The sequence below is a fragment of the Nostoc sp. genome, from assembly GCF_036916655.1.
GTDB lineage: Bacteria > Cyanobacteriota > Cyanobacteriia > Cyanobacteriales > Nostocaceae > Nostoc.
Window position 1 is genome coordinate 76,258 of record NZ_JBALFY010000100.1, and the last position, 12,826, is coordinate 89,083.

Annotated in this window: 11 protein-coding genes and 1 pseudogene; 5 read left to right on the plus strand and 7 right to left on the minus strand. The window is 41.5% G+C overall.

Annotation, left to right across the window (positions count from 1 at the left end; all coding sequences use genetic code 11):
* Positions 1 to 747 precede the first annotated feature (747 nt).
* Both V7L31_RS27270 and V7L31_RS27275 read left to right on the plus strand, forming a co-directional pair.
* The gene (locus tag V7L31_RS27270; protein ID WP_334699144.1) at positions 748 to 4,917 is read left to right on the plus strand and encodes a PAS domain S-box protein; all 4,170 of its coding nucleotides are present in this window, start codon (positions 748 to 750) and stop codon (positions 4,915 to 4,917) included.
* On the plus strand, positions 4,914 to 5,882 hold the full coding sequence (locus tag V7L31_RS27275; protein ID WP_334699145.1) for a PleD family two-component system response regulator: 969 nt from the start codon (positions 4,914 to 4,916) through the stop codon (positions 5,880 to 5,882). The genes V7L31_RS27270 and V7L31_RS27275 overlap by 4 nt, the downstream gene beginning before the upstream one ends.
* 91 nt (positions 5,883 to 5,973) lie before the next feature.
* On the opposite strand, the pseudogene V7L31_RS27280 reads toward V7L31_RS27275, so the two are convergent.
* From V7L31_RS27280 to V7L31_RS27290, 3 genes and pseudogenes are all read right to left on the minus strand, one after another.
* Positions 5,974 to 6,237 (minus strand): annotated as a pseudogene (locus tag V7L31_RS27280) (helix-turn-helix transcriptional regulator); the annotation flags it as partial.
* Positions 6,170 to 6,400, minus strand: coding sequence for a hypothetical protein (locus V7L31_RS27285; protein ID WP_334699146.1), 231 nt, complete (start codon positions 6,398 to 6,400; stop codon positions 6,170 to 6,172). The pseudogene V7L31_RS27280 and the gene V7L31_RS27285, both read right to left, overlap by 68 nt.
* Positions 6,401 to 6,403: 3 nt before the next feature.
* Positions 6,404 to 7,540, minus strand: a complete 1,137-nt coding sequence (locus tag V7L31_RS27290) for a cob(I)yrinic acid a,c-diamide adenosyltransferase (RefSeq protein ID WP_292846879.1) — start codon at positions 7,538 to 7,540, stop codon at positions 6,404 to 6,406.
* A 338-nt stretch (positions 7,541 to 7,878) separates the two neighbouring features.
* Here V7L31_RS27290 and fraC point away from each other — a divergent pair, with 338 nt between their 5' ends.
* The 3 genes from fraC (at position 7,879) to V7L31_RS27305 (ending at position 10,418) form a co-directional block, all read left to right on the plus strand.
* Positions 7,879 to 8,427 (plus strand): filament integrity protein FraC, encoded by a 549-nt coding sequence (gene fraC / locus V7L31_RS27295; RefSeq protein ID WP_334699147.1) that lies wholly within the window; start codon positions 7,879 to 7,881, stop codon positions 8,425 to 8,427.
* A gap of 64 nt (positions 8,428 to 8,491) precedes the next feature.
* Positions 8,492 to 9,508 carry a septal junction protein FraD gene (fraD, locus tag V7L31_RS27300; RefSeq protein WP_334699148.1) on the plus strand — a complete coding sequence of 339 codons (1,017 nt, stop codon included), beginning with the start codon at positions 8,492 to 8,494 and terminating at the stop codon, positions 9,506 to 9,508.
* Positions 9,509 to 9,638: 130 nt separating this feature from the next.
* A complete protein-coding gene (locus V7L31_RS27305; RefSeq protein WP_334699149.1) occupies positions 9,639 to 10,418 on the plus strand; it encodes an ABC transporter permease in 780 nt (259 codons plus the stop codon).
* Between the two features lie 170 nt (positions 10,419 to 10,588).
* Here the strand turns inward: V7L31_RS27305 and V7L31_RS27310 are convergent, their stop codons facing one another.
* From V7L31_RS27310 to V7L31_RS27325, 4 genes are all read right to left on the minus strand, one after another.
* Complete coding sequence (locus tag V7L31_RS27310) at positions 10,589 to 11,023, minus strand: four helix bundle protein (RefSeq protein ID WP_334699150.1); 435 nt, start codon at positions 11,021 to 11,023, stop codon at positions 10,589 to 10,591.
* A gap of 48 nt (positions 11,024 to 11,071) precedes the next feature.
* The gene (locus V7L31_RS27315) at positions 11,072 to 11,467 is read right to left on the minus strand and encodes a hypothetical protein (protein ID WP_334699151.1); all 396 of its coding nucleotides are present in this window, start codon (positions 11,465 to 11,467) and stop codon (positions 11,072 to 11,074) included.
* 271 nt (positions 11,468 to 11,738) lie between these two features.
* Positions 11,739 to 11,957, minus strand: a complete 219-nt coding sequence (locus V7L31_RS27320; RefSeq protein ID WP_334699152.1) for a hypothetical protein — start codon at positions 11,955 to 11,957, stop codon at positions 11,739 to 11,741.
* A gap of 109 nt (positions 11,958 to 12,066) precedes the next feature.
* Positions 12,067 to 12,826 (minus strand): WD40 repeat domain-containing protein (locus V7L31_RS27325; protein WP_334699153.1); only part of this gene is annotated, 760 nt, incomplete at its 5' end.

Consider the following 12,826-nt stretch of genomic DNA (forward strand, 5'->3'; position numbering starts at 1 on the left):
TATAAATTATTAAGTTTTTTGCCAACGATTATATTCAAATGTTTTACTTAAAAATAAATTCCGTAATTGTACCCTTGACATTGATATTTTAGATTACTTAGAAGTAAAAGTTAGTGTATTCAGGAGGAAGGAGTAACTCACGTTTAAAAGCGTGGGATTGAAGCAATACTGGAAGCTTTGTATCAAGACGTATAGCGCGAGATACAAATCTTCTTTTTAAACTGGGTAATAGTCCAGAAATCATTTATAGTTCTTTACTCCTACAATCGCTGCCTGATGCTCTCTAAGAGATGCTGCGCTGTCTAGCTCATGACTTGAAAGTACTGTTAGCGGATAGCTAAGGTTTAGCCCGTGCTGAGTGAGTAGTTACTATTCCCGGATTTCTCACGCATAGTATAGGCTTCAGGGGAAGAGGAGGTGTGGGGAGTGTGGGGGGTAAGACTTCTTCCCCATCCTCCCACACCTCCCACACCCCTTGGATTTCTCACAAGTGAGAAATCCAGGTATTGTCTCCCCAGTACCTAATCCCCAGTCCCCAGTTATTCTTTCATTCAAGGCTTTTGAAACTTGTTTCATCGGGACTGCCTTCTCTGATAAGCCCTAAAGTGCTGGAGGGTTAATAAATAGTCAAACAGCACTGATATGACCGAAAACGACTCATGATACAAGTCCCTAAATTTGTTTATGGGGATTGTAATTCTTAATTTTTAATTTTTAATTCCCCGAAGGGGTTGCTGGTTTAAAGCTGTGAAATTTTTCCGCAAACAAGAATTACTAGCGCTGTTGCTGGGGATTGTCTTCTCAATCTCTGTAGTCCTACTTTGGCAGAGACTTTTAATCCAAACTCCGGGGTTATTCACACAAGTAGTATTGATTTTAGGGTTATTTCTTGTTATCACCCTGATATTATCAATCTATTTTACCTTGATGATGAAAGCAAGTAACCAACAGATAAAAGCAATAAATCAGGAATTAACTCATCGGATTTTTGAACAGAAACAAACAGAAATTGCCCTCCGCACCAGTGAAAATCGTTTGCGACAGCTGTTGGAAACTGTCAAAGTCATCCCTTGGGAATTAGATTTGAAGACTTGGCGATTTACTTACGTTGGGCCGCAAGCGGTAGACTTGCTAAATTATGCGATCGCACAATGGTACGAGGAAAATTTTTGGGTTAATCATCTGCATCCACATGACAAGCAAAAGTCGGTTTGTTTTCGCCAAGAAGCAACTGCTAGGTGCGAAAATCACGAATTAGAATACCGAATGTTAGCAGCCGATGGGCGAGTTATTTGGCTACGAGACATTGTTAGTGTCGTTAAAGAAGCAGGAACTCCTACCATGCTGAGGGGGTTTATGTTTGACATTACTGATTTAAAGATGGTTGAAGAAACCTTGAGACTGAGGGAGAGGGCACTTGCTGCTACCAGTAATGGAATTATTATTGCCGATGCTAGACTTGCTTACAATCCGGTTATTTACGTCAACCACGCCTTTGAGCAAATAACAGGCTACAGTGCTACTGAGGTGATTGGGCAAAACTGTCGATTTTTGCAACGCACAGATACCCAGCAACCAGCACTCAATGAATTGCGCTCATCTCTTCAAGCTGGAACAAGTTGTAAAGTGGTTCTCCGCAACTATCGCAAAGATGGTACTTTGTTTTGGAATCAATTGAGTATTTCTCCGATCTATGACGAAAATGGCAAATTAAGCCACTTTATTGGGATTCAGACAGATATTAGCGATGTCTATGAGGAACTGCGCTTACGCAAGCTTGCCGAAACGAGTCTACATCGGCAAGCCCTTACCTTTGAAAACATGCATGATAGCGTAATTATCACAGATTTAATCGGCAATATTATTGACTGGAATCCTGCTGCCGAAACCATGTATGGCTATAGTAAAGCAGAGGTTTTAGCTAAAACTCCTAGTATTTTGCAACAGCCGGAAGTAGCCCCAACATTAAGCAGCAAAATTCTCGAAACAATCAACCAGCAGGGACGCTGGTCGGGGGAAATACACTTTATTCGTAAAGATGGTAGCGAGGGAATTTCTGAAACAACCGTAGTCTCCTTACAGGATGAACAGCGAGAAACGATCGCCACTGTTAGCATTAATCACGACATTACCGAAAACAAACGGGCTAAAGAGGCGCTGCAAAGGCAATTGCATCGCACTCTACTACTTGAACAAATTACTCAGGAAATTCGTCAAAGTCTCGATACTAGCAAAATCTTTGAGACGGCTGCTACCCAAATTGGACAAGCCTTTAAAGTTGATTGCTGTCTAATCCATTCCTACGTTAGTCACCCCACACCCCAAATTCCTCTAGTAGCAGAGTATAATATTTTCCCCGATCGCTGCACTATGTTGAGATCGGAAGTTCCCCTGACTGATAATCCCTATGCAGAGCAGATGATGGCGCAAGAAAATGCGATCGCTTCTTGTGATGTGTACGTCGATCCTTTACTCCAAGAGACTGAAGCGATCTGCCGAAAAATGGGGCTGAAGTCTATGCTATCAATCCGCACATCCTATCAAGGAGAACCCAATGGTGCGATAATCTTACACCAATGCAGCTATTTTCGACAATGGACACAAGACGAAATCGAATTACTAGAAGCAGTGGCGGCTCAATTAGGTATTGCTCTAGCACAAGCTCACTTACTGGAACAAGAAACGCGCCGACGGGAAGAACTTACCTTGAAAAACTTTGCTTTAGAGCAGGCAAAACGTCACGCAGAAGCCGCAAATCGGGCCAAAAGTGAGTTTTTGGCAATGATGAGCCACGAAATTCGGACTCCAATGAATGCTGTTATTGCTATGACAGGTTTATTGCTGGATACTGACCTCATGCCTCAACAACAAGACTTGGTGGAGACAGTTCGCAGTAGCGGAGATGCTTTGCTCACCATCATCAACGACATTTTAGATTTCTCCAAAATTGAGTCGGGCAAACTGGAATTAGAAGAACAGCTTTTTGATTTAAGGGCTTGTGTGGAACAAGCTATTTCACTTGTGGCTCCAAAGGCTGCCCAAAAGGATATCGAATTAGTTTACCTAATCCAGCCCCAAGTTCCTACTCAGATCATCGGCGATTTAACACGTCTGCGCCAAGTCTTGATGAATCTCCTTAACAATGCCATTAAATTTACTGAACAGGGAGAAGTGCTACTCTCTGTGGAATTGGGGAAGGTGGGGCCCCCTCTGGGGATAAGGGGTAATGGGGATCGGGGATTGGGGATAAGGGGTAATGAGGAGGATCAAGAAACTTCTCCCCAGTCCCCAGTCCCCAGTCCCCAGTCCCCAGTCCAAATTCAATTTGCTATCAAAGATACAGGTATTGGCATCGCACCAGATAAAATAGAACGACTATTTCAACCCTTCACTCAGGCTGATGTCTCCATGACTAGACGATATGGCGGCACAGGGCTAGGACTGGTAATCAGCAAGCGGCTTAGTAAAATGATGGGTGGCACTCTTTGGGTAGAAAGCCAGGGATTTGTCGGTGGCAATCCTAGCCCTAGATGGAAAAATGGAAAATTATTATTTCCTGATTCTTCACAAGGTTCAACATTTTACTTCACTATTACAACCAAAATAGCGGCTCAGTCAGAACAACCGGAATTCAGCACTCCGCCAGTGCAGCTTGCATCCAAGCGCATCTTGATTGTGGATGACAATCTGGCGAACCGCCAAATTCTTAGCTTGCAAGCAGAGTCTTGGAAGATGGAAACTTATGCTGCCAAATCTGCGAAAGAAGCTTTAGCTGAACTTGCTCAGGGAACACAGTTTGATATTGCCATTTTAGATATGCAGATGCCAGAAATGGATGGCATAACCCTAGCTCGTCAAATCCGTAAGCAATCTAGTTGTCAAAATCTGCCTTTAGTGATTATGACTTCTTTGGGTAAAGTAGAAACTTCCTCTGACTTTAATGATGTCCAGTTTGCTGCCTCTTTGAGTAAACCCATAAAACAGTCTCAACTCTACGATGTTATTACCCGTATTTTGGGAAATCAGCCGATCGCAGCCAGTGTTTCTCATTTTCCCTTAGTCGATCGCCATTTAGCCCATCGATTGCCACTGCGGATTCTTCTAGCAGAGGATACGGTTGTCAATCAGAAAGTTGCCCTATTGATGCTACAAAAAATAGGTTATGGGGCAGATGTCGTCACTAACGGGCTAGAAGCGATCGCAGCTTTGCAAAAACAGCCTTATGACGTAGTGTTGATGGATGTCAATATGCCAGAAATGGATGGGTTAGAAACAACTCGGAGAATCTATCAAGAATGGGGAGTGGGTTTTCGTCCTTATATCATTGCCATAACTGCTAATGCAATGCGGGGCGATCGCCAAGTTTGTCTTGCTGCTGGTATGGATGACTACCTTAGCAAACCGATTCAGCTTCCAGAGTTAGCTCAGGCTCTCAGCAAATGTCAACCTCAAAGAAGTTCTGAATTTACTTCTATGGGCAAACAAGGGAAAATTATTTGGCCAGAATTGCCACCTTTGCCAAATATTATACAGTCAGGGCAAAATCAGATATTAAAAAGCGCCAATAATATTGATGCCAAAATCATCCAATCCTTGCGGAATATGGTCAGAGGAGATCGTCTGGTATTTGCTCAACTAATTGAGTGTTATCTTACAGAAACACCGAGACTAGTAGAAGATATAAACACAGCTATTATAAATCAGGATACCGAAACCCTATGGAAGACAGCCCACAAACTTAAGTCTAGCAGTGCTTCTGTTGGAGCGATCGCCTTGGCGCAGCTTTGCAAGCTGTTAGAAGCACAGGGACGCAGCAGTAAATTAGAAAACATCCTAGAATTATTTTCACAACTATATCAGGAATATGAACAAGTTAAAACTGCCTTAGAAAAAGAACTCGCGAAGGAAGTACCATGAAAGCCACTGCTCAAGAAAGCCAATCTTTAGTTCTAATTGTTGATGATGAACCTTTTATTCGCCTGATACTGCGGCATTTCTTGGAGCGGGAAGGCTATCAAATAGCGGAGGCTCAAAATGGTATAGAGGCTTTAACTGTTTTTAAGCAACTGCACCCTGATATAGTACTCCTTGATGCCATAATGCCGGATCTGGATGGGTTCGAGTGTTGCACTCAGTTACAGCTTTTGGATTATAACAAGCACACTCCAGTTTTAATGATTACAGGACTGGAGGATCAAGAGTCAGTTGACCGTGCATTTGCAGTGGGAGCAATGGATTATGTTACCAAACCGATTCATTGGCCAGTGTTGCGACAACGGGTAAAACGCTTGATTGAGCAATCTCAGTTACAGCAAAAACTGGAAGCCGTAAATATGGAATTGCAGAGATTAGTTACTATCGATGGATTAACTCAAGTAGCTAATCGCCGACGATTTGAAGAGTATTTTAACCAAGAATGGCAGCGCCTAAAACGCGAACAAAGTCCGCTCTCCTTGATTCTTTGCGATGTTGATTTCTTCAAATTATATAATGATACTTATGGTCATCGGATAGGCGATCGCTGTCTTCAAGAAATCGCTCAAGCCATCAAAGATATTATTAAACGCCCAGGAGATTTAGTTGCCCGTTATGGCGGGGAAGAATTTGCTGTCATTTTACCCAACACAGATACCGAGGGAGCAACTTATGTTGCCGACAAAATTTGTCATGCTGTCCGAACACTAGCAATTCCTCATCAAAATTCCCAAGTTAGTCCTCATGTAACCATTAGCGTCGGGTTTACGACGGAAATTCCTCAGGCCGATTCTGACTTAGAAGAAATGATTGCCGCAGCGGATCGGGCCTTGTATAAAGCAAAGGCAGCAGGACGCGATCGCTTTGTGCAAAATATTTTACTACCGAGAAGTAAAAATTCCTGCTAGTTGTCAACTTCTTTAAGCGGTTTTCTTCTTCTATCCGTACTAAACCAGCACGATATTGGGCTTCGCGATTGAGCCAAAATGCTGTTGTACTCCCTAAAACTCGTTCTAGCTTCAGGGCTATTTCTTCATTGATGGGTGCTTTGCCGTTGATGAGTAGGCTGATATGTTTCGCAGTGTAGCCTAATCGTTCTGCTAACTGTACTTGTGTCCAATCACGTTCTTCTAATATATCAGCGATGGTATCACCGGGAGGAGATACCCAATCTGGAGTGAATGTTCGGGTTGCCTCAATCATGGTAATCTCCAATGAAAACAATACAAACAGCAGTAACTTTTGACCAATCAATGCTCTCATCCTCGGTAAGAGGAATGGGGTCGTTATCTGGCTTAAATACAAGTCGTTTACCACCTTCTAGGTCTACTGCAAATTCACCTGCACGATCTCCTTTTAAGGGATGGGGATGACCTGCAAACAATTCCTTGACACAGCTAACAGCTACAAGGTCACTAATCAGCAACCCTTAAAAATCTACGCCTCGTTTAAGTTCTACACCTTGATTGGCATAGTGTTTGTGGCAATAAACTTCTGAGTGGACGCTAGCTAAGTCGAAGTACGCCGGTGGGTTTTGACAGCGGCCAGTAATGATGATTTCGGTGTCGCGGGGTTTGCGGAGTAAAGCTTGCACAATGGGTTCAACGGGGAGTAGTTCTAAATCAACAGTGGGATTAAGTTCATCGAGAATAATAGTTTTATACAATCCAGAAGCGATCGCAACTTTCGCAATTTCCCAACCCCGTTCGGCTTCTACATAATCTAATTCTTGCCGAGAATTTCGCCAGACGATGGCATCTCCACCGCAACGCTGATGATCCACCACTTCTGGATACGACTGCTGCAAAGCGGCGATCGCAGCATCTTCGGTGTAGCCACTACCACCTTTAAGCCACTGCATAATCAATACACGGGTAGATCCTGGATGATTAATTCCCCTACCAATGGCCTGCAAGGCTTTACCCAATGCACTAGTAGACTTACCTTTACCAGCACCAGTATAAATTTCAATCCCTTCAAGTAAGAGAGCTTTGGCTGTTGGGTGGTGATGAGGTTTCATTTCTGAGTGCAAATCTGCAATATCAAGTAATTTTTGCGGTGCAGCGCGTCCAGTGGCGATGATTTCTAACTCTTGGGGTTTGGATTTTAATGTCCGTACCACTTCATCTACTGGTAGCAAACCTAAATCTAGAACGGGGTTAATTTCATCCAAGACGACAACTGAATATAGGCCGCTAGCGATCGCACCTTTGGCTACATCCCACCCCCGCGTCGCCTCATCTCGATCAAAGATCGTAATTTCATCATGCCCAAAAAATTCGGCTCTCCCCGTGCGAACCTGGTCAATTAAATGGGGAAATCCGCGTTGCAAAGCTGCGATCGCGCCATCTTCGTCATAATCACGTTCTGGCCCTTTTAAAAACCGCAGCAGCAAAACGCGGTTAGAATTGCTAGGCGTATTTATCCCCAAGCCAATGGAGCGCAAAACCACCCCTAAAGCCGCTTGGGACTTACCTTTACCCACGCCATCGTAGACGTGAATTTGACCAACGAGCCGTTCCTGACGCACTTGCGCCGTGCGAATACCAATACCGTTCCTTGTCATTTCTCGAAAAGCTATAACGTGGCAGTCTTTAATCTTACCTAACGTCTTGTCTTCTCAGGTAGAGAAACTGCCGCTCTCAGGAGTCCGTACAATGGCTAAATTAATGTATTAAAAATATTGATAATGGAATACTCGCACACCAGCATAGTAAACCCGGATTTCTCACGCATAGTGTGGGGAGTGTGGGGGGTAAGACTTCTTCCCCATCCTCCCACACCCCTTGGATTTCTCACTTGTGAGAAATCCAGGTAAAGGGCAAAAACAATGAGATAATTTCCCCCATTACCCTCTCTATCCCAGTTATACTCTCTACAGTTAACCCTTACCCTTGACGATTCATGCCTGAAGATTGGATGCTTCCGAAGATTTTTCCCATTGGTGGAATCTTGTTTGACCTTTTATTTGTAATGATTGCCATCCCCATCGAAGCTTATGTTTTACACTCTCGACTCAAATTTGACAAAAAAACTAGTACTTTTTATGCCATTTCTATTAATCTTTTTTCTAGTGTAATTGGTTGGTGCATATTTTTTGTATCTGAACCACTATTACCGATACAGGTGAAATCAGAATTAATTAACTATATGCTTTTTAATAGTTTTAAATTGCCAAGTACCCAAACTTTAATTATATTAACTGCCTGTATAATTTTCTTCGCTACTTTTTTGATGAAATTTTTCATTTTAAGAGTTTTGCTATTCTCATTGCATGAACCAGTGGTTAAAAAAGAAGCTAAAGAAGAAGAAACTAAAATATCTCAGAGGCAGCAAAGGCTTCGTCTAAGCAGCGTTAACTTTCAAAACACTAATTTAGTTACTACTATATTAATAGCCAATTCTCTGAGCTATACTGCTATAACTATTATTTTATTATTTCGTTCAAAGTAGCAAGAATTTAATTGTTTAATACAGAGGAAGATTAGCGATCAATTAATCAGGTGTAGGGAGGAGTATGAATACGCTATTTAAAGATGTATTTGGGGTTTTTAAATTTGCGGAAGGGCTTTATGCGGGAATTAGAAAAATATTAGTTCCACCGAAAGCCTATTCTTGGCAGACATTTATTTATCTGAGTGTTTTTTCTTGGGGAATCTCATATTTTGCCACAGGTTATATTAAAGATATCATTGCTTTTTTTGGTTGGTTATTTTTAATTGCTGGCACAGCTTGGTATACAACTGAAGATCCTTTAAGGGTTCCTGGTACTTTTATGCCAGTTGGTGCAGTCATCACAGGATTCTTAGTAAGTGTTTTTGCCTTTGGAAATCAAGAGGATGTAATTACAGCAAGAACAATCGTTTTTTGGCCGACACTTTCAGCACTAATTACAGCAATACCAGAATTTATCGAAGGAAATGACACTGACGCCAAAGCTCGAATTCCTAAACCACAAGACCGCCAAAGAATCATAATTTTAGTTGCTAGTAGTATGCTGCTAAGTTGCTGGATTCAGTTTTATTTTGTGATGGATAATTGGTTACAACAATATCCTAGTTTGCAGGCAGATACTTTTAAACGTAGTACCTTTGTTGTCAGAACAGAAGAACCAGTAAAAATCCCACGAAACGGCGCTATAATTCTAGAGAAACTTCAACCAATAGTAGAAGAAGAAATAGCTAAAAGACCTTGGTCAGAAGTAGAGAAATGGCTGATACCTCAAAAAGATCGGGAGCATCGCGTAGTTACTCTGGGTAGGCAAGTAATTCAAAAAAACCTGGGTAAATATGAAGAAAGGAAAGTATGGCGTGTTGAACCGCGTGTAGATAATAATAAGTCTGGATATATATTAGATTTACTAAGTATTTGGACAGGCCCAAGTTCTAACCCACGAGGCTATTATTTGAAAAAATCTTGTCGGATTAAACAACTTCCAGCAACCAGCGATTCCGGCAATAAGATTATAGTTGCAGACATTGAATGCGATGTCGCCAGTAAATTGATTCCTGGTTCACCACTTCCGCAGCTGTGAGGAGTGGAGCAGAGGAGCAGGGGAGCAGGGAGCAAGGGGGACAATAATACAATTACCTCTTTTCCTTCCGCTATCTCCCCCTCTACCTCTTGCCAATAACAAATGACAAATGACAAATGACAAATAAAAAATGGCTATTAACAGAATTTTTGTGTTAGCAAAGAATGTTTTTCAGGAAGTGGTACGCGATCGCATACTATATATTATTGGTTTTTATGCGCTAATACTCGCCATTGCCTTCCGCACTCTTCCTGAATTTGCAGCGACGACTGAAGGCAAAATGTTTTTAGACTTTGGGATGGCAGCGATGAATGCCATCGGTTTAATTATTACGATATTTATTGGTACCGGACTAGTTAATAAAGAAATTGAAAAGCGCACTATCTTGGTATTGATTGCTAAACCTGTCAGTCGTAGCGAAATCATCGTTGGCAAATACTTGGGTTTATCCGCAGTACTAGCCGTACTGATCGCTATAATGACAGTAATTTATCTGGGATTTCTGCAATTTGGCAATATTCCTCATCCAACGGCGAGTATTTTCATCGCAGCACTTTTCTTATTTTTGCAGTTGTCATTAATCACCGCCGTGGCTATTACCCTCGGTGTTTTTACTGCTTCTCTGCTAGCGACTATCTTAACCTTTGCAGTATATTTAATCGGCAATATTACTCAAGATTTAGTACAACTTGGTCGTCTTAGCCGCAACCTTGGCATAGAAGGCCTAACTCAAGGTTTATTTCTCATCTTGCCAGATTTATCTCGATTAGATTTGAAAAATGATGCCGTTTATGGTTTGCAAGCACTACCTGATACAACTACACTGATTCTGAATGCTGGCTATGGCTTACTTTATAGTGCCATGTTGTTAGCGATCGCTATTTTTATCTTTTCACAACGCGAATTTTAGATATGTGGCGTTGAGGTAGGGTGTCATCGTCGGTGAAGCAAAATGAGTAAGGAGTAAGGAGTAAGGAGTAAGGAGTAATGAGTAAGGAGTAATGAGTAATGAGTAAGGAGTAAGGAGTAAGGAGTAAGGAGTAAGGAGTAAGGAGTGATGAGTGATGAGTGGATTATTTTTTATTTTTCTTTCAATTTGTTGATTGAAGTTGTTAATATCTTAACAATTCTTTCATTCTCTTCTATCAGATTTTGAAATTTTGATTTTGACACTAACTCCGATTTTATCATTATTTTTATCCAATAAAGGGTTTCACTGGCTTCCTTTAAGGCTATAGAATACTTATTGATAAAGTCTTTATTTGATTGTGCATATTTAGCTTCTGAACAGTTTGTACCTATTGATGTACCGCTTCTTAAAAATTGTTTAGACAATATCTTACCAGCGTCGTCAAAAGGTCTTTTATTTAGCTCAGAATAAGCTTTGATAACTCTTATCGCAAAATTTTCTGTTCTTTCTTGAATACTGATATTTACGTTATAATTAATCATGAGTAAAAAAATATAGTAATTCAATTTAACTTTATAAGTAATGAGTAAATACCTATTACTCATTACTCATTACTCATCACTCATTACTCATTACTCGTATTGCTTAAACATCTACAAGGATTGAGTGCCTTGGCTAGATGTCTTTTGTGCAATAGTTTTTAGGCGAGTCGCTCTGCTTTTACGGATACGTTCACTTTTGCGAACTCCACCAGCCATCTCATATTCGCGGCTATCTTTGCCGTATTTAAAGCCAATTCCCATCAGCATTTTTTCGGAGAAAGTACCCAAGGTTTGTTCTAATTCTTCAATTTCTACTTTGGAAGAGTCAATTGTGCTGAGAGCAGTATTATGAGCTTCTAACTTGCTGCGTAATTCCTCAATTATTTCTGTCAGGGCTTTTAAATTACAAGTATTTCCAAGATCCAGATTGGCATCAATTGCTTTGAGTCCAGCAAATCTTAACTCAGCATTTTCTAGAACGCGGGATGTACGTTTTCTCAAAGACATAAATTTAGTTACTCGTAACATTTATATAGTTACTATGTCCTACTGAAAATACATTCTGGTTCAGCAAAATCCACAAAAATACTTATACTTTTTATGAGAGAACTACTGGTAAATTCTCTTAATTTATCTAAAGCGTCTATCTATAGCGGTTCTCAATTGCATGAAATACAGACCTAACCCCAGCCCTTCCCTACTAGCGTTGGGGGGTAAGATTCAAAGCCTCTCTCCTTTTAGGAGAGAGGAATGGAAGTGAGGTCAAAGTGTATTGCACCTAAACGAGAAGCGCCATAATCTTAATTACAGCTTGAGCATTTGTAACCACAGAAGAAGCTGTGCTAACTATAGCTTGAGCATTCATAACCACAGAAGAAGTTGTGTTAACTACAGCTTGAGCATTTATAACTACAGAAGAAGCTGTGTTAACTACAGCTTGAGTATTCATAACTACAGAAGAAGTTGTATTAACTATAGCTTCAAGTTTACTTATCATATAATGAGCGTCTGTAACTACAGCTTCACCATTAATAAGTACTGTTTAAGTTGTATTAACTATGGCTTAAGCATTACTTATAACGGTTCCCGCATGGGTAATATCGGTATTATGAATTACCAACACCATCGCACAGGTGCTTGTCACTCTCATTATCAGGGGGATTGGTTTTATAATACTCGCGCATAAAACTGCACCCTTTCTGGAGTAAATAATCAAAATCCAGCCTCCACAGTTTCACCGTGTTGTCAGCAGTGGCAGAAGCTAGCATCTTGCCATCGGGACTGAAGCTGATGCCATAAACCCAGCTTGTATGCCCAGTAAGGGTTTTGATTTCTTTGCGTGTGGTGGTATCCCACAGTTTCACCGTGTTGTCACGACTGGCAGAAGCTAGCATCTTGCCATCGGGACTGAAGCTGATGCCATAAACCTCGTATGTATGCCCAGTAAGGGTTTTGATTTCTTTGCCAGTGCTGGTATCCCACAGTTTCACCGTGTTGTCAGCAGTGGCAGAAGCTAGCATCTTGCCATCGGGACTGAAGCTGATGCCCCAAACCGAGTTTGTATGCCCAGTAAGGATTTTGATTTCTTTGCCAGTGGTGATATCCCACAGTTTCACCGTCTTGTCACGACTGGCAGAAGCTAGCATCTTGCCATCGGGACTGAAGCTGATGCCCCTAACCGAGTCTGTATGCCCAGTAAGGGTTTTGATTTCTTTGCCAGTGGTGGTATCCCACAGTTTCACCGTCTTGTCAGCACTGGCAGAAGCTAGCATCTTGCCATCGGGACTGAAGCTGATGCCCAAAACCGAGTCTGTATGCCCAGTTAGGGTTTTGATTTTTTTGCCAGTGGTGGTATCCCACAGTTTC

Coding starts and splice junctions, on each gene's coding strand:
- V7L31_RS27290 (WP_292846879.1), bottom strand. CDS start 7,540: ATGACAAGGAACGGTATTGGTATTCGCACGGCGCAAGTGCGTCAGGAA.
- fraC (WP_334699147.1), top strand. CDS start 7,879: ATGCCTGAAGATTGGATGCTTCCGAAGATTTTTCCCATTGGTGGAATC.
- V7L31_RS27310 (WP_334699150.1), bottom strand. CDS start 11,023: ATGAGTAATAGGTATTTACTCATTACTTATAAAGTTAAATTGAATTAC.
- V7L31_RS27315 (WP_334699151.1), bottom strand. CDS start 11,467: ATGTCTTTGAGAAAACGTACATCCCGCGTTCTAGAAAATGCTGAGTTA.
- fraD (WP_334699148.1), top strand. CDS start 8,492: ATGAATACGCTATTTAAAGATGTATTTGGGGTTTTTAAATTTGCGGAA.
- V7L31_RS27320 (WP_334699152.1), bottom strand. CDS start 11,957: ATGATAAGTAAACTTGAAGCTATAGTTAATACAACTTCTTCTGTAGTT.
- V7L31_RS27275 (WP_334699145.1), top strand. CDS start 4,914: ATGAAAGCCACTGCTCAAGAAAGCCAATCTTTAGTTCTAATTGTTGAT.
- V7L31_RS27305 (WP_334699149.1), top strand. CDS start 9,639: ATGGCTATTAACAGAATTTTTGTGTTAGCAAAGAATGTTTTTCAGGAA.